The sequence below is a fragment of the Planctomicrobium aquicomposti genome (assembly GCF_051466325.1).
Lineage (GTDB): Bacteria > Planctomycetota > Planctomycetia > Planctomycetales > Planctomycetaceae > Planctomicrobium.
Map to the genome: position 1 here is coordinate 3,081,035 of NZ_CP195792.1, position 26,592 is coordinate 3,107,626.

Genomic DNA, 26,592 nt, shown 5'->3' on the forward strand with positions numbered 1-26,592 from the left:
GAACCTGAATCGAGAATCGAAAATGCTGCGAACGATTTTGCGTCAGACTGGGACTGCGTGTCTGTTATGGGGGCTGCTGGCGTCGGCCAGCGTTCAAGCCGAAACCATTCTGGTAGAGGCGGAAAGCTTTTCGCATCCCGGAGGCTGGTCTCTCGACACCCAGTTTATCAATACCATTGGCTCCCCGTATCTCCTCGCACATGGGCTCGGGAAGCCTGTGGAGGATGCCACCACGGAAATCGACGTTCCCAGCGCCGGAACTTATCGGGTCTTCGTCCGGACAAAGGATTGGGTCGCCCGCTGGAAGGCCGAGGGAAGCCCCGGGAAGTTTCAACTTCGCGTGGACGGGAAGCCACTTCCGACAACATTTGGTACCGAAGGCGCCGACTGGCACTGGCAAGCGGGTGGTTCAATCGACCTCCCCGCCGGGAAAACCAGGCTGGAACTGCACGACCTGACCGGGTTCGAAGGACGCTGTGATGCCATCGTGCTCACCACAGAATCGACCTCACCTCCCAATGACGCAGCTCTGTCCAGTTGGCGACGTACTCAGCTGCGACTTCCCGAAGAGCCGTCCATCCGTTCCGGATACGATCTGATTGTGGTCGGTGGCGGTTATTCCGGCCTGGGTGCCGCCATTTCCGGAGCCCGCATGGGCTGCAAGGTGGCACTGATCCAGGATCGTCCCGTGCTGGGGGGAAATGGGTCGAGTGAAGTCCGGGTCTGGGCTCAGGGACTGATTCGACGTGGAAAATATCCGCGGATTGGCGAGATTGTGGAGGAGTTCGCGGACAAAGCCAGCAAGTCCCCCGGGGCTGCGGAAGAGTTCGGAGATGAACTCAAAGAAGAAGTGGTGCGGGCGGAGAAGAATATCGACCTCTTCCTGAATCACCATGCCCATCGGGTCGACCTTGATCAGGGGCGGATTGCCGCCGTCTACGCGCACGACACCCGCACCGGCGGTGAAGTGAAATTCACGGGAACCCTTTACTGCGATGCGACCGGCCACGGCATGCTCGGTGCGCTCGCCCAGGCCGATTTCGACATGAGCGAAAAGGGGCGCATGGGAATGAGCAACATGTGGGCCTGGGACGAAGTCGATCAGGACGTTCCGTTTCCTGAGACCCCATGGGCACTCGATCTTTCCATGGACGATTTCCCGTACCCGAAAAATCATCACGGCGAGTGGTTCTGGGAAAGCGGCTTCGACAAGGATCCGCTCGGAGATGCTGAGGGGATTCGGGACTGGAATCTCCGCGCAGTCTATGGAGCGTTTAACGCGATGAAGAATCGCGACGGTGCCGCCGACCACAAAAAAGCGGTCCTCACCTGGATCGCCTACATCGGCGGTCCCCGCGAATCGCGTCGCCTGCTGGGTGACGTCATCCTGACGCAGGAAGATGTTGTCACCAAACGCGATTTTCCAGATGGCTGCGTTCCCAGCACCTGGTCGATCGATTTGCACTATCCCAAACAGCAGTACGCGGTGAAATACCCGGAAAATCCGTTCATCTCCGTCGCCCAGTTCGATCGCCGGATCGACCGCGAGTTTGGTTATCCGGTTCCCTACCGCTGCTTCTATTCCCGCAACGTCCCTAATCTGTTCATGGCGGGCCGCTGCATCAGTGTGACGCACGAGGCCCTCGGAACCGTCCGGGTGATGAAGACCTGCGGCATGATGGGGGAAGTCGTCGGTAAAGCAGCCAGCCTTTGCAAGATCTACAGCTGTGAGCCGCGCGAAATCTACACTCGTTACTGGCCGGAGATGGAAGAGCTGCTGAAGCTGCCCGGCAAAGCCTATCGCCCGACTGTGAACGACAAAGTCACCATTCCGGCCGATGCGCAGGAGCTGGCGACCAGTTCCGGCCCACCGCGTGGACTCGATTCGCGGAAGTTGCCCGGTATCGTGATCGATAACCGTCAGGCCAAACTCACGGGAGAATGGAAAACGGGAGAAGGACTGAAGCCATTCGTCGGAAACGACTATGTCTACGCCCGATCGGACAGCGGCGCCGTCGCGACATTTGAATGGACGGCCGACAAGACACAGACCGTAAAAATCGGTCTGGCTTATGTCCCGCACCCGAATCGGGGAAAGTCCGTTCCCGTCATTGTCACCGTCGCCGGGAAGCCGACCACAGTTCGGGTCGACATGTCCCGTCCGCTCGATGCGGCTGAGATTTTCAGTCCGCTGGGAAGCTATTCCGTTCAGGCGGGCGATTTCGTCACCGTGAAGATCGGAACCGAGAAAGCTCAGGGAATGGCCCACGCCGATGCGATTCAGATCCTCACGCAGAACTGACGATTGAGCCGGACGTCTGACCAGGAGCGCCCCGCGTTCGCTCGGCTGTTCCGCTCCGGCGGATCAGTCCGGGGAGCGCTGGTGCATTGCGGACGGGTCGGCCTGTTGGCGCTCATTCTGCTGATGATGGCCTGGCAACAGCAGAGGATGCTGCAGAATCAGCGGGCTGCCGGCTTGGATGCCGTTTCCCTGAGCGACGTCCAGGCATTGTTTCCGACGGCCACAGCGCTGGGCGAGGCCGATGCGCAGGGAGGACGGGTCGTCCGCGCGGGCGATCAGCTGCTCGGCTCGGTCCTGCAGACCTTCCCGGAAGCGGAAAAATTCCTCGGCTTTTCCGGACCGACCAATCTGCTGCTCGGCTTCGATGTCGCCGGAAAGATTGTCGGTCTGGCGATTCTGTCGAGCGGTGACACGCGCGAACATGTCGGACAGATCCGCCAGGATCCGAAGTTTTTACAGGCACTCAATGGGCGAACGGCGGAGGAAGCCGCCGCCACGCACGTGGACGCGGTCACTGGGGCGACGTTGACCAGCCTCGCCATCCTGCAGGGAATTCAATCCCGTTTGGGGCATCAGGGAGGATCACTGAAGTTTCCGGAAGAGTACACCGTTGGCGACGCCCAGCGCATCTTTCCTGAGGCTGCGAGACTGCAACGTGTCCCCTATACGCCGGAGCTCTGGCTGGTCGAAGATGTTCAGGGCGAAGCGCTGGGGTATCTGCTTTCGAACTCTCCCGCGGCGGATAATTTCGTCGGCTATCAGGGGCCGACAAGGGCCTTTCTGGGGACGACACTCGCGGGAGAAATCCGGGGACTGATCGTCAAGGAGAGTTTCGAAAACAGCCCTTACATCGACTCGGTCCGCGACGACAAGTACTTCTCCCGTCTGTTCCGGGGATTGACGATTGAGGAACTTGCCAAGAAGCCCTTGAACCCGGGCGAGGTCGAAGGTGTCTCCGGCGCGACAATGAGCAGCCAGACCATTGCGGAGGGGTTGTTGCTGGCAGCCCGAACCGTGACCGATCGACAGGCCCGGCAGATTCAGGAGCAGAGCCGGCATCGGGTGATGCGCTGGCGGGTGGCGACGACTCTCACGTTTCTTGCACTGGGGCTATTGCTGGGGCTGACCCGTTGGCGACAGTTCACAGTCCTTCGTCGGATTTACCAGGTGGCCCTGATCGGCGTCATGGGGTTCATCAACGGCGACCTGCTCTCGATGGCGATGTTTGTCGGCTGGGCACGCAATGGCATCCCCTGGACAAACGCCCTGGGACTGGTCTGCCTGGCAGCAGCGGCGGTGGCGCTGCCGATCGTTTCGGGAGTGAACATCTATTGCGATCACATCTGCCCGCATGGTGCTGCCCAGCAGTTACTGCCGCGCCGATGGAAACTCCAGCACCGCCCGCGCTGGCTGATCACGATTCTGCACGGCCTGCGACCGTTACTGCTTGCCATCGTTGTTGCAACGCCGCTACTGGGTTGGTCGATCAGCCTCGTCGACATCGAACCGTTTGATGCGTATCTCGTCCGCACCGCAGGTGTTGCGACAACAGCAGTGGCGCTCACCGGGCTTCTGCTCTCGCTGTTCCTGCCGATGGGATACTGCCAGTACGGCTGCCCGACGGGTGCCGTCCTGGGCTACCTGCGTCGGCACTCCCGCAGTGGGGAACTGACGACGGGAGACGGCGTGGCAGCCGGTCTGCTTGTTCTGGCACTTTACTGTTGTTTCTGGAATTTTCCCGGATAATATATGATCCGCAACAGAGAATGCATGATGTTGCCCGACAGAGTTGTGAGGTGACAGCCAGCTGAAGACTGTCAGCTCGCCGCTTCGGCTGGAATTGCAATGGATCTCTGCATCGATGATAGTTTGAGACGGTTCACCGAACCCAACGCGAAACATTGAATCCGCGCCCCGGTGGGAACCCCGACCTCGCACCACCTGCCTCAAGACGACTCGCCTATAAGAATTTCGTGCGGCCTCTCGCACGACAAAGGTCATCCCCCTGCCTTCAGACAATCAGGATCGACGGCTATGGTGAAATCAGTCCGCATTTCCCGTCGCACGCTGTTACGTGGTGTTGGCGCAGCTGTCGCGCTCCCCTGGCTGGAAGCGATGTCCGCCCCCCTGGCCTGGGGCAAAGAAATGGCCGGGCCTCCCGTTCGCATGGGATTCTTTTATGTCCCCAACGGCGTGAACATGGCGGACTGGAAACCGAAAGAGACTGGGGCCTTGTCCGAACTCCCCCGCACGCTGCAACCGCTCGAACCGGTGAAGGACCGGGTCCTGGTCCTCAGCGATCTGGCTGCGGAGCACTGTGAGTCGAAAGCGGCGGGGCATGAGCCGGCAGGCGGGGGCTATCTTGTCGGACAAAAATGCAAGCACTCCGAGGTTCCTGAGGTTGGCGGGATCTCTGTGGATCAGCTGGCGGCCCGTGAACTGGGATTGAAAACCCCGGTCGATTCGCTCGCCCTGGGAATCGATGTCGGCTACCGGGGTGATCATGGCTACAGCGGCACGTACATGACCCATATCTCCTGGCGCAGTAAAACGACGCCGGCAGCGCTGGAACTGAATCCCAAGCAGCTCTACGACCGACTGTTTCGTGGTCGACCTTTGAAGCAGCCCAACTGGGATGCCCCCGAACAGTCAGCAGCCGCACCCACTAATCCCGTGGAGGCCAGCGTTCTGGACCTGGTGCAGGAAGATGCCCGGGCGCTGCAGCGAAAGCTGGGTTATGACGACCGCCGCAAGATGGAGGAATACCTCGACGGTGTCCGCAGCATCGAACGCCGGGTCGCATTTGCCAGCCGCGATCAGCACTCGCATCATCAGGATTCGTTTGCCGATGATCCACTGGCAACTGCGGACGATCCGACACTTCCTCGTCTCGTCCTGCCGGACGGTCACGGGATCCCGTCACTCTACTCTGAGCACGTCAATCTGATGCTCGATATTCTGACGTTGGCGTTTCAGACAGACACGACGCGCGTCGCCAGCTTCATGTTCTCAATCGAAAAATCAGGACGATCCTATCCGGAAATCGGCGTTCGTGCTGGACATCACTCGACCTCCCATCATGGCTCCAAAGCAGACAAGCTGGAGCTGCTTTCGAAGATCAACACGCATCACATGGAACTGTTTTCACGGATGCTGCAGCGGATGGCGGGGATTCGCGAAGGGGAGGGGACCCTGCTCGACAACGTGATCTTCTGCTACGGATCGGGGATCAGTGACGGCAACCGGCACAACCACGACAATCTGCCTGTGATCGTCGCGGGGGGAGCAGGGGGCGCGGTCCAGGGGGGACGTCATCTGGCCTACGACAAAAAGACTCCCATCTGCAATCTCTATCTGGAGATGCTGCAGAAGGTCGGAGTTCCTCAAACCTCCTTTGGTGACAGTACCGGACTCCTGGGAAATCTGGGGAGCTGAAGCCAGTCACAGTCTGCCGGCCGCACTGTAAGACTTCCATCGATCCGGGTGTCGGTCGCCTCATCGAAGAGAGCGGAGCAACCTGGCCCGGCTTGCCGTAACGCTCAAGAACGCAATACGTGGGCGTCGCTCGATGCTGGAAACTGTTATCGAATTCAGCAGCACCTTACTGGCCCTCCCGATGCTGAGAAAGAACTTGCAACTCCTTTTGAAACCCGCTCCTGATCGCACATTGCTGCTGTTGATGCTCTGGGGTTTGATCGGCAGCCTCTCGCCAGGCACCCTGCCGGCCCAGCAGGGAAAGCATCTCGACCCGCTCTCCTGGGACCGGAATATCGCAGCGCTGGTGAGAAAGAACTGCCTGCGCTGCCATGATGCCAATCAGACCGAAGGTGGAATCAATCTGGCTCAGGACGTCAATCCGCGCCTGATGCTGACCCATCGGCAGACCTGGGAGAAAGCTCGTGAGATGCTTCGCAACGGTTCCATGCCGCCACCCGACGAATCGGATCTCAAAGAAGAGGATCGGCAGCATCTCATCGATTTCCTGACGCAGCTGTTCGACAGCATCGACTGCTCGACCGTGCAGGATCCCGGGCCCCCGCCGTTTCGTCGACTGAATAATGTGGAATACCGCAATACGATCCGCGATCTGACAGGCCTCGACATTGATCCCACAGTGGGCTTTTCTCCCGATCCCAGCAGTTATGGATTTGACTGCATCGGCGAAACGCTGATGCTCTCCCCCGTGCAGGTGGAACAGTATCACCGTGCAGCGCAGCAGGTCGCGAAGGCACTCCTCAATACGGATGGAAGCGGCGGTACGGAATGGGCACCGGCGTTGCGGGTTGGCCTCCCGGTCGACTCCGCACCCCGAGCCACAGCGGAAAGCGTCATTTCGAGTTTCGCAACCCGGGCATTTCGTCGACCAATCGAGCGCGAGTACCTCGACCGGCTGCTGACCGTCTACGATGTCGCGATTCAACACGGAGAGACGCAGGATCAGGCGCTGGAGCATCTGATCACCGCCGTACTCGTTTCCCCCCGCTTCCTCGTTCGGCTGGAAGCAGTCCATCCCGATCAGAATGAGCCGTACCCGGTCGATGATTATGAGCTCGCTTCGCGGCTCAGCTACTTCCTCTGGTCGCGACCACCGGATGACACTCTGCTGAAGCTGGCCGCTGAAGGAAAGCTCGGTGAATTGTCGACGCTCGAAGAGCAGACCCGTCGCATGCTGGCGGATCCCCGCAGCCGGGGACTGGTCGACAATTTCTTCGGGCAATGGCTGGAGCTGCGCCGTCTGGCGACGCACGTTCCCGACGACAAGGAGTTTCCCGAATTCAGTCAGGCAGTCCGTGATGCGGTTCTGGGAGAGGTGCAGGCGCAGCTCTCTGAGATCGTGCAGCAGAATCGCCCGATCCGTGAACTCATCGATGCGGATTACACATTCCTCAACGAACCCCTGGCAAAGTGGTACGGAGTTCCGAAAGTCGCGGGAAACCAGCTGCAGCGCGTCTCACTGCCAGACCGACGCCGGGGAGGAGTCCTGACGTCGGCTGCGGTCCTGATGGCGCAGTCTGATCCGGGTCGAACGAATATTCCCCGGCGGGGCAACTACATCGCCGGACGGATTCTCGGCGATGCCCCACCTCCCCCACCTCCCGATGTGCCGGAACTCAGCGAGCCTGCCGCGGGAGACAAACCGCTCACCTTGCGCGAACGCCTGGAGCTGCATCGGCAAAATGCGGAATGCGCCAGCTGCCACGCCCGCATCGATCCGATGGGCTTCAGCCTCGAAAATTATGATGCGGTCGGCCGCTGGAGAACCGAGGAAGCGGGGCAGCCAATTGATGCCGGCGGAGAAATGCCCGATGGCCGCAAGATTGCCGGTCCCGAGGAACTGAAGGACCTGCTGCTCGACCGGGAGGAGGCGTTTCAGCGGACGCTCGTTCAGAATCTCCTGATCTATGCACTCGGGCGCAGCCTGCAGCCGGAAGATGAATGCGTCGTGCGCGACGCCGTGTCGGTGGCGCAACGGGAAGAGGGCCGCTTTGGTGAAATCGTGGTGACAATCGTGAAGAGTTATCCCTTCCGCTATCGTAGAAATCCTGACTACTGAATCAGGTTGCTCTTTCCAGTCCCCTGTCAGACGGAATACCGGGCAGCAGGGGAAGGGATTCGCGATTTCAACCATCCCAAACCGCAGCCGGACAATTCGCCTTCCTCACGAAAAGGGGAGGTGATTGGACGGCGCTGGTCCGCAGACTGTTTGCAGATGACTTTCTCTCCGGTTGACTCCACCGTTGTTCAACAATTGGCTCAACTGGCCGAAGCGGCCGGGTTTCACGCCCGCGATCGACATGGCGTGTCGTTGTCGGGAGAGAGTGTTGAAGTCGTCGACCGGATCCTTGATCGGGAACGGCTGCAGGGGGACGCGGGCGACATCGAATCGATCGTCGCCTGCTATGGCGCCTGGTTCGGAGAGTTTCTGATCAGAACCCGGGATGCCCGCTGGACCGGGTTGCACGAGCCTGTTTCACCTCGTGTGCAACTGCAGAATTTCTGCTATGCCCCGCTGGATGCGGTCCGTCGGCGATTGGCCCAGGCATCTGCACCGTCGCTGCAACAGCTTGTCCTGACATTACCGTTACGTCGACCGACGAACTCCGCAGACGCTGACATCAATCGTGAAGCGTGGGGCCGTCGCGCACGTGATCCGCGATTTGCACAGGTGGAGCCTTGGCGGCCGCTTCCCGAGGATCTGTTGCTGACAGCTCTCGACCCGTGGCTGCAGGGGATCCCGCTGCAGGGGATGGAAATGCTCTGTCTGGCTGCGGGTGGGGGAACTCACGCGCCGCTCTACGCACAGGCCGGAGCAAGAGTGACCGTGGTCGACTTCAGCGCAGAGCTCTTAGAAATCGACGAGCAGATCGCCGGTCGATACGGCCTCAGTCTGCAAACCTGCCGGGGAGACCTGCGTGACCTTTCGTGCCTGCCGACGCAGACGTTCGATCTGGTGCTGCAGCCGGTGAGCACCTGTTACGTTCAAGAGCTGGCGCCGATGTACGTTGAGGTGGCCCGCGCCCTCAAGCCGGGGGGATTGTATCTTTCGCAGCATAAGTCCCCCGCTTCTCTGCAGGCGGGAGAATGGAACTCAGCCGCCGGATATTCTGTCGCCACGAGTGCGGTATCCGGAGGAACGCTGCAACCGACTCATCGTCTCGGGCTGCCCCAACGGGAAGGAGAGATGATCGAGCACGTCCATTCGCTCGACACCCTGCTGGGGGAACTCTGCCGCAGTGGATTCGTCATCGAAGATCTGCAAGAGCCGCTGCGCGCGGATGCCTGGGCTCCCGAGAACAGTGCCGCGCATCGGGCTCTCTACTTTCCCCCCTATCTCAAAGTGCTCGCGAGGAGGCGCGGTCCTCGCACTCAGCCGCCCTGATCAGCTCTCGACAGCAACAGGGGCAGGGGACGAGCCGTCAAGCTCCGGCCTCGTTCCCACCCCGAAAAGGCGAACCTGTCAGCACACGAAACGTCTGCTGCGCGGAGACTCGGCAGAGCAACCCGCTCTCATTTTCTCCGAAACACCAGACGGTCAGGAGGCGGCTTTCAGATCGTTAGCTTGCGATCACGAGCGGTGACCAGCCATTCGTCCACGATCTGGCCATTCTCGATGATCGTTGCGAAGCGATGGAGCGCGATCGTCGGACAGACATGTCGGGGAATCGCCAACGTCCAGTCTCCCGGACGAAAACGGGAAGCAGCGGGGGACTCGACGACCAGATGTTCTTCGTTGTGCCGGATCTGCTTTGAGTCAGGAAGGGCGGGAAAATACAGGCGATTTCCCAGCGGGGGATCCGAGGCCACAGACTTGGTGCCGACGTCGAAGGTCACGATGTTTTCAGCCGGTCGACTGATGACCCGTGTGAGGATCATGGCTGCGGGCTGAAACGGAGAGAGATCTCCATAGGCACTGTAACCGCTGTCATGCAAGACCACCGTTCCCGGACAGAGTTCGATGAACGGCTCATTCAGTTCCGCATAAAGCGGGAATGTCGGGCTGCCTCCACAGAGAACGCGATCGACCGGCAGCCCCGACTTGAGGAGTTGCTGACGCAAGGCCACCACCGCATCCCACGATTCCCGAATGGCTGCCCGTCGTTCCTCGGGCGCAATCTGTGTCCGGTGGCCGTCGTAAAGGTGAAAACCGGCTGGCACCAGTCCGGGAGTCTCCGCGAGTGCCCGATACATCGCCGCGGCTTCCTCATTGATCAATCGTCCGGTGCGATTCAGCCCGGGATTCAGATCGAGCAGGACTCCGATTGTCAGTCCAGCCGCCGCCATCGCGTTCCCCAACTGCGAAGCGACCGTCACATCGTCGGCCGTGACTGTCAAATCGACGTCGGGGTAGACCTGCCGAAAACGGACTGCCCGTTCGATGTTCGGGCCGACGAGATTGTAGGCGAGAACAATGTCCTGGACTCCGGCCATTGCCAGCATCTCGGCTTCCGCGATCGTAGCGGCTTTATGGCGGGTGACCCCCGCCTGCAGCAGCAGGGAGACAATGGCCGACATCTTGTGGGTCTTGCAGTGGGGCCGAAGTCGATCAGGCCGGCCAGCCAGAGCGATCATGGCACTGATGTTGTGTTGCACGCGATCACGGAACAACACCAGCCCGGGGCTGTGAATAGCTTCGGAGGTGGCAATCTGGGGGAGGTCGGACATGCAAAGAGACTTCCGGTCAGCTGAGACAAAAGCAGCTCCGGAGGGGATTCACTCGCGGAGATCGAGACGCTCTGCCGGGAGCCGTCGAGCCGGACTCCCGTAACCGGAGACATGATTGCGAGTGTTTTGCCGTTCGACAATTGACCGGACTGTCCGCGCAAAAAGAGAGCCGCCGGAACGGGCTGATTCCGGCGGCTGATGGCTTCGCTGCCAGTGCGGGCTAACACGGCAGCGGCAATGAATAGATATAGGCGCCCGTCGGCCGGGTTCAAGTGGCAGAAAAGCAGAAAGCGAGATGTTTTTTCTTCATCGCTATTGGCCGAGTGGAAACCCTTGGGAGAACAGGCCGCGGCGTCTCAAATCAGCCTCACGGAGGCCCACCGCCTCAGGCGGGGAGTGCCGGCGAACCCGAAGACGATTCCGCGACGCTGACCGTCACGGGGGGCTCGCAGGGAAGCAGCACCTCGAAAACCGTTTCGCCGGGGACAGAGCGGGTCAGCTGAATCGTTCCCCGCGCCGCCCCGACGATATTTCGACAAACGAACAATCCCAGTCCTGTCCCCGTCGCCTTCTTGGTGAAGTAGGGAGCGAACAGGCTCTGCTGATCTTCTTCAGGAATTCCGTGACCGTTATCGCGGACGATAACGTGCAGCCAGTCCGCCCGCCGTTCTGTCGAAATCTCGATCACACCTCCTTCTTCGGTGGCATCCATCGCGTTCAGAATCAGGTTCAGAAAGACCTGCAGAATCTGGTCACGGATGGCGGTCACCGTGGGAGGGTGGTCCATGAAGTTGGTGACAATCGTCTTCCCTTTTTTCCGCTTGTAGTACTTCGCAATTTCCAGAGCGTTGCGGATGACATCGTGCACATCGAAGCGGGACGTGGCGCTGTTGCTGGGACGTGAAAATTCGATCAGCTCCCGCAACGTTCGCTGAATGCGCAACAGCTGTTCATCGATCAGCCCGAGTCGCTCGTGCATTTGCGGGTCGAGCTTCTTACGGTTCATCAGTTGCACCAGCGAGCTGATCGCCGCGAGCGGATTCCCCACCTCGTGCGCGATCCCGGCGGCCAGGAGTCCGAAAGCCGCCTGCTTTTCATGCTGCACCAGCAAGGCTTGTGACTGCTGGAGCGCCCGCGTGCGACGTTCGATCCGACCTTCCAGTTCCTGGTTGAGACGCGAGAGCTTCTGCCCAGTTTGCCGCAGCAGCAGCGTCAGGGCGGTGCTGGCCCAGGTGACCCATCCCATGAAGACCAGCATCAGGATCAGGGTCTCCGCTTCGTCGCGTGTCTTCACCCGCTGAATGACCGCCAGAATCGAATAGCTGGCGGCATGGAGCGCAAAGGTGGAGTACGTCACCGTCGGCGAATACCGGATCGCACAAACGAGCAGCGACAGGAAGTAGTAGTACCGGAAGGAGCTGTCGAGTCCGCGATCGAAGAAGCAGAGCGCGCCGATAAAGATGGCTTCCATCAGCGAAGTCAGAAGCGGCACATCGCTGAGAAAGACTTCGCCCCGCCAGTGCCAGACCAGATCAAACAGCGCATAGAGCGCGCCCAGTGTCAGGATGGCATTGAGATACGGACGATGCTCGCTGGGGCTGAAAAAATTGACCAGCAGATAGCCGACCATCAAGCCGAACCAGCGGATTCGCAGTGTGATCCGTTCCACTGCGAACTGCCAGTCGGCATCCGAGCGCAGCACCATCGGGTCGTAACCGGACAGGTCGGGGGACGTCAGCAGGGTCCGCAGGATCGCAGCAAGGGCATTCATCAACCGGATTGTAGCGGACGCCGCGCCGCTTGCGAGAAACTCCCCCGCGGACTCAACGCTCAGGCGGTGCGTGACTGCTCGATCGGGATCAGCTTGGGGATCGGGACCTGCAGGCCGACCACGCCGCCGTGCTGGCGAAGAATCTGCCGGAAATCAACCTTGAGAAACTCGTACAGCTCCGGAGGGGGACCACTGGCGAGATACTCGCGGGCGTAGATATCCATCTGGCCGTCATAGTCCTGCTGGCTCGAAGAGTGGACATGATAGCGGCCGTCAAAACGCCGGATGTCACCATCAAATCGGGGGCTGATGTGATACAGCTCGTGCAGAATGGTGATGAATTTTTCCGAGAAGCTCTGATCGAGAAAACGGGGGAGGTAGAACGTCAGGATGTAGAGCATTTCCCGCTGACCGACGAACAGCCGCTGCACGGTCCACTGGCGGCCTCGTCGGACACAGGTCAGCATCCCCTTTTCAAACCGCATCGGTGTCAGCTTGGCCTGCAGGCCATGCAGGACACGGGAGCGGGCCTGGGTGAAGCAGATGGCAATGCGGGAGACATCGATATGCTGAAACGCTTCGTGGCGGTCGCAGATATCGATGCACAGCCGGGAAATGGCCTGAGTAAAATCGAAGGGGCCAACCGCTTTCGCTGTTCCGGAAATCGCGGAACGTGACGAACGTCCCATCTGAGATTCCTTTCTCTCGAACCCTTGGGCAATCCGATCTCGCTCGATTCCCACCGAGTTTCGGGAAGCCGGTGCCCTGACCGTGATCTGATTCAAGGCTCACCTCATTCGTAGGTGCCAGGTGCCGCAGCGGACAACCGACACGCCCGGATTATAGGGGAGCGGCGATTCCTCCCGCCATCCTGAAAACCAGTTTTCCGGGGGGGGGGGACTGTCCGGGCAGGGGGAACGACGGAAATCACCGGGAGATGACGCCCCGACTCACTTTACGGTACCATGCACCCCGGTCGACGAGCCTGCTTTTCCTGTTTTCCCATCCCCGATCCGTGGCCTGTAAGATGTCCTTGCGACAATGGTGGCAACACGCTTTTGCCCTGGATCAGGGAACGCCTCCGACCAAAGAGGACCTGCAGATCGTCGACGCCCTCGCCCGCGAGGTCGTCCGGCGGCAGATGGCTCCACCGGCACTCATGTTTCTGGAGATGTCGCGGCCGCTCAATGTGCTGGGTGCCCAGGCGCTGAACTTCTTCGCTCCGTTCGTGACGTCGATACTTCCCGAAGCTTCCGAACCCACACCGACCAATTCGACCGCAAAGGCCTCTGTACGACTGTCGGCAGACAGCTATCAGCGGTTCTCCCGATTTCTTGAGCGCCGCGACGCGATTGAACTACTCTGTCAACGGATCGAGTTCTGGGACGCCGCGGACGGCAATCACTCCGAAACTCCCTCCCAACCCACGATCTGACGCAGGAAACCGCTTCCGTGACCGAGCCATCCTTCTCCGTTTCCATCGGAATCGTCTGTGCGCTGAACCTGGAGATCGCCCCTTTCCTGCAGCACTGCGAACAGCTGCGAACGCAGTCTGGCAATGGATTCAAATTCCGCGGCTGTCGGCTCGATGACATCCGGATCTGCGTTGTCGAAGGAGGGGCAGGGCTGTCTCGCGCCCGCCGTGCTACCAATGCGCTGATCGACGCCTTTCACCCGGAATGGATTTTCTCCGTCGGGTTTTCCGGGGCGCTCACAGAAGATCTGCGTCGTGGGGACCTGGTAGTCGGCACCAGCCTCACAGATGCCAGCCAGAGCACTCAGCTCGACATTGACGTGAAACTGCAACCCAATCCTCGACAGGGGTTGCACGTCGGCAGACTCTGCTCCGTGGATCACATCGTCCGGGAGGTCGACGAAAAAAAGGGACTGGCACAGCAGAGCGGGGCCATTGCGGTCGACATGGAATCGCTGGCGGTGGCACAGGTCTGCCGGGAACGGCCGACCCGTTTTATGGCGATTCGCGGAATCAGCGACGATCTCTCCGAGGATCTCCCTCGCGAGGTGCTCGCGATTCTCGGGCCGAAAGGTTCGATCCGTGCCGGAGCCCTCGTGGCATCTCTGTTGAAACGCCCCAGCTGCGTCAAGGATCTCTGGAAGCTGCGGGAGCAATCCACAGCCGTCGCGGCGCGACTTGCCCGTCTGCTGGTTACCGTCGTGAAAACGGCAGCAGAGACACCGACCTCACGGCCGCAACCCGGCTTGTAAAGCAGGTAGCCAAAGGTTGGCGAGCCCGCGGCCAGCGGAAAGCTGCGTCGCCTAACAGCAATCGCGCTGCCCAGCCCCAGAGAGGAGATCCGCCCCGCACGCCCCAGGACTCGCAGACGTCATTGCAGCGCGGTTCGGGGTGGCAACCTGCCGAGGGCGGCAAACGAAGTCGGCCCGTGAATTGAAAAAAGGCCCGCTTGCATCGGCAAGGGGCCTTCTGTTTGACTCAGTAAACCGATCCTCCCAGACTGGGCGAGATGGTCGGCTGATTGCTTACTTCTTCAGTGCAGCCTTGGCGGCTTCCGCAATTTCATCGAAGACGGCGGGGTTGAAGACCGCGATTTCGCTGAGCATTTTGCGGTTCAGAGTGATGCCGGCCTGTTCCAGACCGTGAATCAGCTCGGAATAACGCAGTCCGCGGCTCAGGCAGGCAGCGCTGATACGGGTGATCCAGAGAGCGCGGAACTCACGCTTCTTGGCGCGTCGATCGCGGAAGGCATAGGCCCGTGCCCGGATGACCGTTTCCTGAACTGTGCGCCAGAGACGGCTGCGGCCGCCCCAGTTGCCCTTGGCTTCCCGGAAGATCCGGTTCTTCTTCTTGCGTCTCGCTGCACCGTAAGAAACTCGCATGACTCTATCTTCCTGACAGGCAGCTCAACGGCGATCGCGCCGGGAAAACCGCCAATGTATGTTTTAAAGCGATCTGGGGAGGAACAAACGGGCGAATTACAGGCTGGGGCGCACTGCTTCGAGGACCATCCGGGCGTTGGCGCCGCAGACGATTCCCGTGGCACGCAGCTGGCGTTTCCGCTTAGCGGTCTTCTTGCCCAGAATGTGACCCCGGTTCGCGCTGCGGTGCTTGGCCTTCTTGCCTGAGCCCGTCATCTTGAACCGCTTTGAAATCCCTTTGTGTGTCTTCGCCTTGGGCATTGTTCCACCATGTAGTCTTCGCGAAAAAACGAAGCGACGATTTTAGGCAAAATATTCCAGTGAGTTCCAGTCTCCAACGCAGGAAAATGCCCACTGGCCCCGATTTAGCCCAGATTTCAGCCGGAAATTGGCGGCGAAACTGGGCTCTCAATTGTAAAACTGTCAATTTCCGCCGAGTCGCGTCAGCCGCTGCAATCCGGGGCAGCATTCGGGACTGGGCACAGGACCTGACGCCAGAAAACACAAAACGGGAGACAAAGCCGGTGGGCAGGTCTCCCGCAATGGCCACACGATTGCCACCAGTGGCGATGGGCCGTTCCGGTGGAAGCAATCAGGCCTTCGGAGTGAGGACGGCTGTCATATTGCGTCCTCCTTCCATCCCGGGTGGTTTCTCCACCTTCGCGACGTCTTCGAGCGAGTTGATGATATTCTGAAGAATGTCGCGCCCCAGCTCGTGGTGAGCATTCTCACGCCCGCGGAACTGGATGTTCAGCTTGACCTTGTCGTGCTCCGACAGAAACTGCCGGGCCTGTTTCATCTTGAATTCGACGTCGTGATCGCCGATCTTCGGACGAAGACGAATTTCTTTGAGCTGAACCTGGTGTGCCTTGGCGCTTTTCGCCTGCTTCCGTTTCTGCTCGTATTTGAACTTGCCGTAATCGAGAATACGGCAGACCGGTGGACGCTCGTTCGGCGCCACTTCGACCAGGTCAAGACCGGCTTCATACGCGATCTGCATCGCCTGCGGCGTCGGCAGAACCCCTAGCATTTCCCCGTCATGATTCACTACACGGACCTGGGGAATGCGTATCTGATCGTTAATGCGATGCTGGTTGGCATTCTGCTCCGGTCCCCGACGCGACCTATCGATTGCAAGCTCCTTGTGAATGGCAGTCATTGTCTCTACGGCGTTGCCCACGCAACCCATGAGATCCACGAGTTTTATCGACAGCCTGCGAAACCGTCAAGAACCGAACATTTCACCAACGGTGCAAATTCATCAATTTTCGCCGATCAGTCTCGGGACTGACTGATCCACACCACTGGAGGCGCCCCCGCAGGAATTACAAAATCAGGTGTCTTTCCACTGAATGCGCGACATGCGTCAGTTTTGATTTGATTCGCTTTGGACGCCCATGAATGCTGGGCAGAATCGTCACAATGAAAAGCACCTGAGACAGTTATGGTAGAGGGCAGCGTTCTCGGGAGCGTTGGGAATATCCCGCTCCCATTCCCACGGCTGGCAGCGGGTGTCGACATTTCACCGCTTTCAGTTGAGGGGGAACATGAGCACCGATACAATCCCTCGCTCAAGTAGACATTCTTATAGCCCGGAGGCGAAACTCGTGGCGGTTACTGTTGGTATTAACGGTTTTGGACGTATTGGACGGATCTCTTTCCGAGCCATGGCAGCTCGCCCGGAAGAGTTCAACATCGTTGCGATCAATGATCTCAGCGACCCCAAGGCTCTGGCCATGCTGCTGAAGTATGACAGTGTTCAGGGCCGGTTTCCCGGGGAAGTCAAGGCCGATGGTGACTCACTGGTCGTGAACGGCAAGAAGATCAAGGTCGTCGCCGAGAAGGACCCGCGCAAGCTCCCCTGGAAGGCGATGGGCGTGCAGGTCGCCCTCGAGTCAACCGGTTTCTTCACCGGTCGTGCCACGGGCGACAAGCCGGGCTATGACAGCCACCTCGAAGCGGGTGCCTCCAAGGTGGTGCTCTCCGCTCCCGCCAAGGACAAGCCGGACCTGACCGTGGTGATGGGGGTCAACGACAAGGACCTCAAGCCCGAGCACAAGTGCGTTTCCAACGCCAGCTGCACCACAAACTGCCTGGCTCCGATGGCCAAGGTGCTCAACGAGACCTTCGGCATCGAAAAGGGTCTGATGACCACCGTGCACGCCTACACGAACGATCAGCGCGTGTCGGATCAGATTCACAGCGATTCCTACCGTGCCCGTGCCGCAGCTCTGAACATCATTCCCACCTCCACCGGTGCTGCGAAGGCTGTCGGTGAAGTGCTGCCGGATCTCAACGGCAAGCTGACGGGCATTTCGCTGCGGGTTCCGGTTCCGGCCGGCAGCGTGACCGACCTCGTGGCTGTGATGAAAAAAGATCTCACCGCCAAGGACGTGAACGAAGCGATTCAGGCAGCCGCTAATGGCCCGCTCAAGGGGATTCTGGAATACACCGAAGACCCGATCGTTTCGTCCGACATTATCGGGAATCCTCACAGCAGCATCTTCGCAGGGGCCTGGACTCAGGTCATCGGCGGCAATCTGCTGAAGGTCCTCAGCTGGTACGACAATGAGTACGGTTACTCCAACCGGACCGCTGACCTGATCGCCAAACTGGCAAAGCTGTAAATCTGTTGGGTATGATGCTTCCAGCCGCAGTCGTGAGTCATCACGGCTGCGGATTTTTACATGAAGGCGAACTCTCCCGTTTCGGTGAGGACTTCATGTGTTCCGCTCGCTGATGAATTGATATGGTTGAACGCAACTTGCGTCCCGCTTCTCCTCTCATCGCCCCCTCGATGCTGAAGTGCGATTTCAGCAATCTCGAGCGGGAAGCGCATGCGCTGGAAAAAGCGGGTGCCCAACTGCTGCACCTCGATGTGATGGACGGGCACTTCGTGCCCAATCTGTCCTACGGGGCGCTGGTGATCGAGAGCTATCGCCCCTGCACCAATCTGGTGTTTGAGGCACACCTGATGATTTCCGATCCGGCCAAATACCTGGACGACTACATCCGGGCCGGCTGTGACTGGATCACGTTTCATATCGAAGCGGTCAGCGACCCGCTGCCGCTGCTGCGCCGGATCCGCGATGCGGGCCGGCTCGCAGGAATTGCACTCAATCCCGACACACCGGTGTCGGCGATTTCCCAATGCGCGGGCGAGTGTGATCTCGTCCTCGTCATGACCGTGCACCCCGGATTCGGGGGGCAGGCATTTATTCCCAGCTCAACGGACAAGGTCAAAGAAGTCCGCGAGCTGTTCAGTTCCGACACGCTGGTCTCTGTCGACGGCGGCATTGGTCCCAAGACCATTGGCGCTGTCTCGGCCGCGGGTGCGGAAGTCTTCGTCGCCGGAAGTTCGATCTTTGGCCAGCCCTGTTACCAGACCGCCATTCAGGAAATGGAACGTCTGGCAAGAGAGGCTCGGACAGCACCGGCGGGTCTTTAAGGCACTTGAATGTCAATCTTTGTCATCCGTCCGGGTGAAACGGACTTCGATCTGCAGGATCGGGTCCAGGGGACTCTGAACCTCCCTTTGAATGCACAGGGGACCGCACAGGTCGAGCGCATGGTGGAAGAGCTGCGCGACTGTGAAATCGACACAATTTACGCCTCTCCGACAGAGCCGGCACTCTCCTCGGCGCAGCTGCTTGGAGAAGAACTGGAAATCCCCGTCAAGGTGCTCGATCAACTCGGCAACCTCGATCTGGGACTCTGGCAGGGGCTTTCGTTCGCCGAAATTCGCCAGAAGCAGCCTCGCGTCTACCGGCAATGGGAAGATGCACCGGAATCGGTCTGTCCGCCCCTGGGCGAGACTCTGGATGAAGCGCATACCCGCGTGGCTCGAGCCCTGAAAAAGCCGATGCGCCGCGGCGGGGATTATGCCGTCGTGGCCAGTGAACCGCTGGCAACTCTCGTTGCTTCGGTTCTCAAGGGGGAACGTCCACAACTCTGCTGCCCGCAGGGACTTTCCGTTCCCCATTCGCGGATTGAACGCCTGGGTCTGGAAAATCCGGTCGGAGCCCCGGAAACTGCCAGCTGGACTCGACAATAAGTCGCGGAGTTTCCATGATGGAACCGCCTTCGCTGCATCGGCATGCGCCGAACCAGGCAGGATGCGTGGGCGAAGCTGCAAGCGAGTGATGGAGAACTATGAGCCAGGACATCAATGCTGCTCCCTCCGAGTCGCTGATCCCCTCGAATGACACTACGTCCGCGCGCAAGAAGCGACCAGCGATGAATTCAACCGGTGCTGAAGTTGATCCGAGCGGAGATGACAATTCACCGCAACGCAAAAAACGGGGTGTGCCGGAAGGGCTGTGGCTGCGATGCGATGCCTGCTCAGCCACGATCTTCCGCAAGCATCTCGAAAAGAACTTCCGGATGTGCCCGGAGTGTGGACATCATTTCTATGTCCCCGCGCGAGTACGTATTCAGCAGTTGCTCGATGACGACAGCTTTGAAGAGTGGTTTACGGAACTCAAGCCGCTCGACCCGTTGTCCTTCACCGACAAGCGCGCCTATCGCGATCGACTCAAGGAAGAACAGAAGAAGACCGGACTGAGCGAAGCCTGCCTGGTCGGCCGTGGTTACATGCGGGGCCGTCCGCTCGTCTTCGGACTGACTGACTCTTCCTTCATCATGGGAAGCATGGGTTCGGTCGTCGGTGAGAAGTTGACCCGCGCCATCGAAGAAGCCACCAAAACTCGCCTGCCGCTGGTGATCGTCAGCGGATCCGGGGGCGGGGCCCGTATGCACGAGGGGATTTTCTCGCTCATGCAGATGGGTAAGGTTTCCGCAGCCCTCGGACGTTATCACGAGGTCGGGGGCCTGTTCATCTCAATTCTGACCAACCCCACCATGGGAGGCGTGGCGGCCAGCTTCGCATCTCTGGGAGATGTCATCCTGGCCGAGCCCAAGGCCCTGATCGGCTTCGCCGGACCACGTGTGGTCCGCGAAACGATCAAACAGCCGCTCCCCGAGGGCTTCCAGACCAGTGAGTTCCTGCTGGCTCACGGCTTCGTCGACCGGATTGTTTCGCGCGAAGAACTGCGCAGCGAAGTATCGCGGCTGATCGACTACTGTGCGATCCAGCGTCCGCAACGGGATTAATGCCGGGCTGAAAGCCGCTCTCGGTTCGGGCGCCCGTCCGGCTGCAACAGAGTCGCCACCGATTTCACGCGGGTGAACGGCACTGTGCTGTCTGCGCGAATGTGCGTCCTGCCGGCATCGATCGCGAATTGCGGGCGAAACTCCGCGCTCCGCACAATGCAAACGGATTCGCTCGACTATGCGAGGATCGGGAACACCGCCCCGGTGCCGTTGCTGCGGTGACAAAGCCGGCTCGACTCTTCACAATGTCTCCACGGACGTACACTCGCCAAGGGCTGTTCCAGCCCGCACCGCGTCTCCGCGAGGGCAGCACCATGAACTTCTTCAAGAGATTGTTTCAGAAGACGCCGAAGGTCGACATCGAAGAGCGGTTTCAGCTGATGAACCGTCTCGGCCAGGGAAGCATGTCCAAGGTCTGGAAATCGATCGACCGGAAGACCGGCCGGACCGTCGCCGTCAAAGTGCTCGACAAGGAAAAAACGCTCAAGCTGGAGCAACGCTTCGTCGGTCTCAATCGACCTTCCGAAGGGCAAATGGCGATGGTGCTCAGTCACGACAACGTCGTTCGCACGCTGGAACATGGCATCACCACTCACGATGAGCAGTATCTGGTGATGGAGTACGTCGACGGCGTGAGCCTGACGTATCTCGTCGATGCGCAGAACGACCGCATGAAGTCCTACTGCCTGTCCTACTGTGTGCAGCTGGGCGAAGCGATCAACTACCTGCACATGAACGACTGGATTCACCGGGATCTCTGTCCACGCAACATTCTCGTGGCGAACGATAACACGGTGAAGTTGATCGATTTCGGCCTGATGGTCCCGAACACCCCCGATTTCCGGAAGCCCGGCAACCGGACCGGCACCGCGAACTACATGGCACCCGAGCTGATCAAGCGGCTTCCGACGGACCAGCGGATCGACATCTTTTCCTACTCCGTCACCTGCTATGAAATGCTGACGAAGAAGTTGCCGTGGCCCGCTTCCGATTCCATGGAAAGCGTCACGCAGCACGTCAACAATCCTCCCAAGGACATCCTGACGTACGCTCCTCAGCTCGACCAGCAAGTGGCTGAGACGATCATGAAAGGGCTGGAGCGGGATCCCGATCGCCGCTGGCGGACGATGCGGAAAATGGTCAACGAGCTCCGCGATGCAGCGGTTCGGCTTTCAGAAAGCTGAACCGCCGCGATCATCAGTGCAACTCCGTCAATGGGCGGCCGCCACAGCCGGTGCGGCGCCAGGCGAAGGCTCTTCAGCATCTTCACTCGGGGCCGGTTCAAACCAGCGATAGATCGCGGGCAGCACCAGCAACGTCAGCAGCGTGGACGTCAGCAGTCCGCCGATCACCACGGTCGCCAGGGGGCGTTGCACTTCTGCACCGGCACTTCCCGACAAGGCCATGGGAATAAACCCAAGGGCCCCACACGTGGCGGTCATCAGCACCGGTCGAAGGCGGTCGATCGCCCCTTCCACCACAGCTCGTTGCTGCTCAAAACCGGATAATCGCAGGTGCCGGACATGTTCGATCAGCACCACTCCGTTCATCACGGCGATTCCGAACAGCGCGATGAATCCCACCCCCGCCGAAATCGAGAATGGCATCTCCCGCAGCCAGAGAGCAAAAATTCCCCCCGTGGCGGCGATCGGAACGTTCAGGTAGATCAGCAACGTCAGCTTGATCGAGCTGAACGTCAGATACAGCAGGGCGAAGATCAGAAACAGAGCGACCGGAACGGCGATCATCAACCGCTGCGTCGCTTTCTGCAGGTTCTCGAACTGTCCTCCCCACGTCAGAACATAGCCCGGCGGCAGTTTGACATCCCGCTCCACCCGTTCCTGAGCAGCCGCCACGAACCCTGCCAGATCGCGTCCCCGCACATTGCATTGAATCAGCAGTCGCCGCTGCAGCGCTTCGCGGCTGATTTCAGACGGCCCCTCCTCGATCACAATGTCCGCGAGTTGTGAAATCGGAATCGGTCGCCCTTGCGGATCGACGATCATCAGCTGTTTGAGCTGATCCACATCGGTGCGCCATTCCGGTTTCAGCCGCACCTGAATGTCAAACCGCCGTTGCCCTTCAAACACCTGCCCGGCAGGCAGGCCACCAACTGCGGTGACCGCGTCGAGCACGTCGCGGGCGTTGATTCCATAGCGGGCAATCTGGTCGCGACGGATGATCACCCTGAGATAGGGAAGTCCCCCCACCTGCTGTGCCTGGACGTCCGCGGAGCCCTCCACCTGCATCAGCGCCCGGACGATTTCATCTCCCGTCTTCTCCAGCACACTCAGATCGTCGCCGTAGAGACTCAGGCCGATGTCCGACCGCACGCCGGCCACAAGTTCCTGCACGCGCAGCTCAATAGGCTGTGTGAAACTGAACGAGTTGCTGGGAACCGAAGACTCGAGCGCCGACTGCATCGCGGCGACCAGATCCTCCTTCGAACGTTTCTGAGGCCAGTCGCGAGGAGGCTTCAGCCGGACAAACAGATCGGTCTGGTGAACGCCCATCGGATCGTTGGCGATCTCCGGTCGACCGGTTTTGGAAACGACCGTGCTCACCTCCGGGAACTTCAGCAGCGTGCGTTCGATCGCTTTCGTCATCGCCAGCGACGATTCCAGTGACGCACTCGGAAGCCGAACCGCCTGAATGGCCAGGTCTCCTTCATCCAGCTTCGGAACAAACTCGACGCCAAAACGAGTCGCAATCCCGACGCTCACAGCGAAGATGGCCACCGCGGTGCCCAGAACAAACCGGGGATGCGCCATGGTTCGTTTCAGCAGCGGCTGGTAGGCCTGCTTGGCCCAGCGGACAAGAAACGTTTCCCGCTCCTGAATCTTGCGGGCCAGAAACAGCGACGCCATCACCGGGGTCACCGTCACCGACAGAATCAGCGCCGCAGTGAGTGCCGACATAAACGTGAACGCCATCGGCCGGAACATTTTCCCTTCCACCCCCTGCAGACTGAGAATCGGCAGAAAGACGATGATCACGATCATCCCGGCGAACAGAATCGGCTTGCCGACTTCATGGGCAGACTCCCGGAACACCGAGAGGGGGACCCGCTTGCCATGCTCTTTCTGGTAGTGGCTGGCCCGACGGACAATGTTTTCCACCATCACCACCGCGCCGTCCACAATCACACCGAAGTCGACCGCTCCCAGGCTCATCAGATTGGCCGAGACCCCCGCCAGATTCATGGCAATCAGGGCCGACATCGCCGACAGGGGAATCGCCGCTGCCACAATCAGCCCCGCCCGCAGGTCTCCCAGCAGCAGGAAGAGCATGACAATCACGAGAATCACGCCGCTGCCAATATTCTCGGCGATGGTGTGGATGGTCTTGTCGACCAGTTCGGTCCGGTCGTAGAAGGTGTCAATGTAGACACCTTCTGGCAACGACTTCTGCAGCAGCGCGATCTTCTGCTTCACATCGGCCACGACCTGCCGTGAGTTGGCCCCCATCAGCATCATCACCATTCCGGTGACCGCCTCGCGGTTGCCGTCGCGGGTCACCGCTCCCTGCCGCAGCATCGGTGCGAAGCAGACTTCACCAACATCGGACAGATAGATCGGCGTTCCCCCTTCCCGGGTATCGAGCACGATCTGCCTGATTTCGTCGAGAGAAGTGACCAGTCCTTCCCCACGGATCAGCCGCTGTTCCGCACCGTGAACGATGTAACCGCCTCCCGAGTTCGCATTGTTCTCTTCGAGTGCGGAGAGCACCTGCTTCAGGGTGATATCGTATTTGCGCAAGCGCAGGGGATCGATCTGCACCTCATAGGTTTTCAGTTCGCCACCGAAGGTGTTGACCTCGTTCACACCGGGAACGCTCCGCAGCTGGAAGGCGATCTGCCAGTCGAGAATCGTACGCAGGTCCATCAGGCTGTAGTCGTAGCCCGGCTTGGCACGCACCTCAAACTGATAGATTTCGCTCATGCCGGTGGCGATGGGCCCCATCTGGGGATCACCCACTCCGGCCGGAATGTTCTCGCGTGCCTGCTGCAGACGTTCGTTGATCAGGTTGCGGGCCCAGTAGATGTCGGTGCCGTCCTCGAAAATGACGGTCACCGCGGAGAGCCCGAACCGGCTGATGGAGCGGACCTCCGTCACGCGCGGAACTCCGCTCATCGCCATCTCGACCGGAAAAGTGATGAACTGTTCAATTTCGACAGGGCCCAGCGCGGGGGAAGTCGTCAGCACCTGAACCTGCACATTCGTCAGGTCGGGAACAGCATCGAGCGGAAGTTTCGTGACGGAATAAGCACCGCCGGCCAGCAGCAGAATTGCCAGCAACATCACAATGAAGCGGTTGTCCAGCGACCAGTCAATCAGTCGATAAACCACGGAAGTCGTCCTGTATCAGGAGGCCGAAGCCTCGCAGTATTTTCAGAGGAGAGAGGATCAATTCTGCGCCCCGCAACACGTCTGTCTTTCCGGAATTCCGGGAGTGCAACCGTGCTGAAAGACAGCTATCTGCGGCGGCGAGAGTCTGTTGACTTTCGATTGCCCCGTCGTCGCCCTGCCCAGGGCAGTATTTCACCAGACGAAATGCTTGGTGCGCAGGGCCAGGAAAGAGCAACCTGCTTTAGTCACCGCTCAGCAGATCGGCCAGCATTTGCGACTTGATCGCGAATCCTCCTTGCGTCGCGATCGTGTCGGACGTCGACAACCCCGACAGGACTTCCTGATCCTCTCCATTACGACGCCCCGTGATGACGTCGCGCCGTTCAAACTTGTCATCTCCTCGCGAGATGAACACGAACTGCTTCCCCTGGTATTCCTGAATCGCAGTCACAGGAACAATGATGACCGGCTGCGGGGAATCACTGGTCAGGTCGATTTCGACAAACATCCCGGGCTTCAGCCGTCCCGCCGGATTCTCAGCCAGCGCTCGCAGCGCGGTGGTGCGGGACGTTTCGTTGACGATCTCACCGGTATGAAACACGCGTGCGGTTGCCGGCTGATCCGGCCAGGCCGCACTTTTCACCGTGATCTCCTTGCCGTTGAGGTTCTCCAGCAGCGGCAGATGCTGTTCATAGAGATCGGCCTGCACCCAGACCGTGGAGAGATCGGCCACCGTCAGTAACTGCTGGTCCAGGCTGACCCGTTCCATCAGAACGACATCCTTGGAAATGATCGTGCCATCAAAAGGGGCGCGGATCGAATAGCAGGAGAGTGCTCGCCCCTCCTTGATGGGATCGATCTGTTCCAGATCCCGGGCATCGAAGCCGAGAATTTTGAGTGTCGCTTCATTCACAGCCACCTGTGATTCCGCCTCCTGACGGGCATGAGCGGAGAGCAGCGCGGCGTAGTATTCTTCCTGCTCACTGGTTTCCAGGAGTGCCTGAAAGGTCACGGCATTGGCGTCATGTTCGGTCTGCGCGGCAATCAGCTGTTTCCCCGCTGCAATCCCCTGCCGCGACAATTCATTCAGTCGATCATAGTCCGCGTTGGATTTGCGCAGATTCGCATAGGCTGTAATGAGCTCCTGACGGTTCTTCCCGAGCTTCAATTCGCGAAACTGCTGATCCAGTTCATCCATCGAGGGGGATTGCTGGAGGGCGTTGACCAGTGACTGCGTGTTGCGGGCGACTTCCTGAGTCCATTCATCCTTCTTCGCTGCAAACTGACTGAGCAGTCGACTGCGGTAGAGATCAAGCTTCGCGGTGCCGATTTCCGGACTCTCGATCGTCAGCAGCTGCTCTCCCGATTTGACTTTCTGTCCCAGCCGGGCCTGCACGCTTTCCACCCGCCCCGCCATCAACGGGTAAATATGCGCCACACGGTCCTGATTGAGAGTCACTTTGCCCGTCACATGGATCGTTTCATTCAGCGGTCGTTGTTTCGGCTGCGCCAGTTCGACACCGGCAGCCGTCCATGTTTCGCGGGGAAGTGTGATCAGATCCGACTTCGGCTCGGAAGGGGGAGCTTCTGGAGATGTGGCGGCGGAGGGCAACGCATGCGACGCCGCTTCCCGAACCGGCTTGCGGAAGAATGCCCAGCCGACGATCGAACTGAGCGCCACGATCAGGCCAATCATCAGTTTGCGCGAGGTGGAAGTCAGGTGTACGGAAGCAGGTGTCGAGGCGGGAATCGATTGAGCCGACATGGAACATCTCCAGATACGAGCGATCGCTGAGGCCGTCGTGGGAGTGTGCGGGAACCGGCAGAACCTTTTTCGTTCTCGTTCCCCGGCCCGAGGACACCGACGCGCAATCTGCTCTCAATGTTGGGGATCAAGCGGGCGTCAGAAATAACGCCACAAATCAGGGGGACGGAACGGCGAAAGCAGCGAGCGGACTGCAGTGGCTGTCCCATTCGCAAGGCGTTCGAACTCTTACACG

The 26,592-nt window shown here is 59.7% G+C and carries 20 protein-coding genes; 12 read left to right on the plus strand and 8 right to left on the minus strand.

What is annotated here, in order from left to right; genetic code table 11:
* Positions 1 to 22 precede the first annotated feature (22 nt).
* The 5 genes from SH664x_RS11915 (at position 23) to SH664x_RS11935 (ending at position 9,182) form a co-directional block, all read left to right on the plus strand.
* Positions 23 to 2,302 carry an FAD-dependent oxidoreductase gene (locus SH664x_RS11915; RefSeq protein ID WP_437201180.1) on the plus strand — a complete coding sequence of 760 codons (2,280 nt, stop codon included), beginning with the start codon at positions 23 to 25 and terminating at the stop codon, positions 2,300 to 2,302.
* A 3-nt stretch (positions 2,303 to 2,305) separates the two neighbouring features.
* On the plus strand, positions 2,306 to 4,048 hold the full coding sequence (locus tag SH664x_RS11920; RefSeq protein ID WP_437201182.1) for an FMN-binding protein: 1,743 nt from the start codon (positions 2,306 to 2,308) through the stop codon (positions 4,046 to 4,048).
* Between the two features lie 288 nt (positions 4,049 to 4,336).
* A complete protein-coding gene (locus SH664x_RS11925) occupies positions 4,337 to 5,737 on the plus strand; it encodes a DUF1552 domain-containing protein (RefSeq protein WP_437201183.1) in 1,401 nt (466 codons plus the stop codon).
* 133 nt (positions 5,738 to 5,870) lie between these two features.
* The gene (locus SH664x_RS11930) at positions 5,871 to 7,856 is read left to right on the plus strand and encodes a DUF1592 domain-containing protein (protein ID WP_437201184.1); all 1,986 of its coding nucleotides are present in this window, start codon (positions 5,871 to 5,873) and stop codon (positions 7,854 to 7,856) included.
* A gap of 156 nt (positions 7,857 to 8,012) precedes the next feature.
* Complete coding sequence (locus tag SH664x_RS11935; RefSeq protein WP_437201186.1) at positions 8,013 to 9,182, plus strand: class I SAM-dependent methyltransferase; 1,170 nt, start codon at positions 8,013 to 8,015, stop codon at positions 9,180 to 9,182.
* 167 nt (positions 9,183 to 9,349) lie between these two features.
* On the opposite strand, the gene SH664x_RS11940 is transcribed toward SH664x_RS11935, so the two are convergent.
* The 3 genes from SH664x_RS11940 to SH664x_RS11950 form a co-directional block, all read right to left on the minus strand.
* Positions 9,350 to 10,465, minus strand: coding sequence for a D-TA family PLP-dependent enzyme (locus tag SH664x_RS11940; RefSeq protein ID WP_437201188.1), 1,116 nt, complete (start codon positions 10,463 to 10,465; stop codon positions 9,350 to 9,352).
* A gap of 385 nt (positions 10,466 to 10,850) precedes the next feature.
* Positions 10,851 to 12,236: a sensor histidine kinase gene (locus tag SH664x_RS11945; RefSeq protein WP_437201190.1), complete on the minus strand. Its 1,386-nt coding sequence runs from the start codon at positions 12,234 to 12,236 to the stop codon at positions 10,851 to 10,853.
* 59 nt (positions 12,237 to 12,295) lie between these two features.
* On the minus strand, positions 12,296 to 12,925 hold the full coding sequence (locus SH664x_RS11950; protein WP_437201192.1) for a putative metallopeptidase: 630 nt from the start codon (positions 12,923 to 12,925) through the stop codon (positions 12,296 to 12,298).
* A 338-nt stretch (positions 12,926 to 13,263) separates the two neighbouring features.
* On the opposite strand from SH664x_RS11950, the gene SH664x_RS11955 reads away from it, so the two are divergent.
* A complete protein-coding gene (locus SH664x_RS11955) occupies positions 13,264 to 13,671 on the plus strand; it encodes a hypothetical protein (RefSeq protein WP_437201194.1) in 408 nt (135 codons plus the stop codon).
* Between the two features lie 17 nt (positions 13,672 to 13,688).
* Positions 13,689 to 14,462: a phosphorylase family protein gene (locus tag SH664x_RS11960; RefSeq protein WP_437201196.1), complete on the plus strand. Its 774-nt coding sequence runs from the start codon at positions 13,689 to 13,691 to the stop codon at positions 14,460 to 14,462.
* A 273-nt stretch (positions 14,463 to 14,735) separates the two neighbouring features.
* Here the strand turns inward: SH664x_RS11960 and rplT are convergent, their stop codons facing one another.
* From rplT to infC, 3 genes are all read right to left on the minus strand, one after another.
* Entirely contained in the window at positions 14,736 to 15,092 is a 357-nt protein-coding gene (gene rplT / locus SH664x_RS11965; protein WP_437201198.1) for a 50S ribosomal protein L20, read from the minus strand.
* A 96-nt stretch (positions 15,093 to 15,188) separates the two neighbouring features.
* Positions 15,189 to 15,392: a 50S ribosomal protein L35 gene (gene rpmI / locus SH664x_RS11970; protein WP_437201200.1), complete on the minus strand. Its 204-nt coding sequence runs from the start codon at positions 15,390 to 15,392 to the stop codon at positions 15,189 to 15,191.
* A gap of 331 nt (positions 15,393 to 15,723) precedes the next feature.
* Positions 15,724 to 16,290 carry a translation initiation factor IF-3 gene (infC, locus tag SH664x_RS11975; RefSeq protein WP_437201202.1) on the minus strand — a complete coding sequence of 189 codons (567 nt, stop codon included), beginning with the start codon at positions 16,288 to 16,290 and terminating at the stop codon, positions 15,724 to 15,726.
* Positions 16,291 to 16,738: 448 nt separating this feature from the next.
* Here infC and gap point away from each other — a divergent pair, with 448 nt between their 5' ends.
* From gap to SH664x_RS12000, 5 genes are all read left to right on the plus strand, one after another.
* Positions 16,739 to 17,758: a type I glyceraldehyde-3-phosphate dehydrogenase gene (gene gap / locus SH664x_RS11980; RefSeq protein WP_437201204.1), complete on the plus strand. Its 1,020-nt coding sequence runs from the start codon at positions 16,739 to 16,741 to the stop codon at positions 17,756 to 17,758.
* 122 nt (positions 17,759 to 17,880) lie between these two features.
* The gene (gene rpe / locus SH664x_RS11985) at positions 17,881 to 18,579 is read left to right on the plus strand and encodes a ribulose-phosphate 3-epimerase (protein WP_437201206.1); all 699 of its coding nucleotides are present in this window, start codon (positions 17,881 to 17,883) and stop codon (positions 18,577 to 18,579) included.
* A 9-nt stretch (positions 18,580 to 18,588) separates the two neighbouring features.
* Complete coding sequence (locus tag SH664x_RS11990) at positions 18,589 to 19,185, plus strand: histidine phosphatase family protein (RefSeq protein ID WP_437201208.1); 597 nt, start codon at positions 18,589 to 18,591, stop codon at positions 19,183 to 19,185.
* 182 nt (positions 19,186 to 19,367) lie between these two features.
* A complete protein-coding gene (gene accD / locus SH664x_RS11995; protein WP_437207224.1) occupies positions 19,368 to 20,243 on the plus strand; it encodes an acetyl-CoA carboxylase, carboxyltransferase subunit beta in 876 nt (291 codons plus the stop codon).
* 314 nt (positions 20,244 to 20,557) lie between these two features.
* Positions 20,558 to 21,427: a serine/threonine protein kinase gene (locus SH664x_RS12000; protein WP_437201209.1), complete on the plus strand. Its 870-nt coding sequence runs from the start codon at positions 20,558 to 20,560 to the stop codon at positions 21,425 to 21,427.
* 27 nt (positions 21,428 to 21,454) lie between these two features.
* Here the strand turns inward: SH664x_RS12000 and SH664x_RS12005 are convergent, their stop codons facing one another.
* Both SH664x_RS12005 and SH664x_RS12010 read right to left on the minus strand, forming a co-directional pair.
* The gene (locus SH664x_RS12005; protein ID WP_437201211.1) at positions 21,455 to 24,592 is read right to left on the minus strand and encodes an efflux RND transporter permease subunit; all 3,138 of its coding nucleotides are present in this window, start codon (positions 24,590 to 24,592) and stop codon (positions 21,455 to 21,457) included.
* A gap of 241 nt (positions 24,593 to 24,833) precedes the next feature.
* Positions 24,834 to 26,357 (minus strand): efflux RND transporter periplasmic adaptor subunit, encoded by a 1,524-nt coding sequence (locus SH664x_RS12010; protein ID WP_437201213.1) that lies wholly within the window; start codon positions 26,355 to 26,357, stop codon positions 24,834 to 24,836.
* Positions 26,358 to 26,592: the final 235 nt, after the last annotated feature.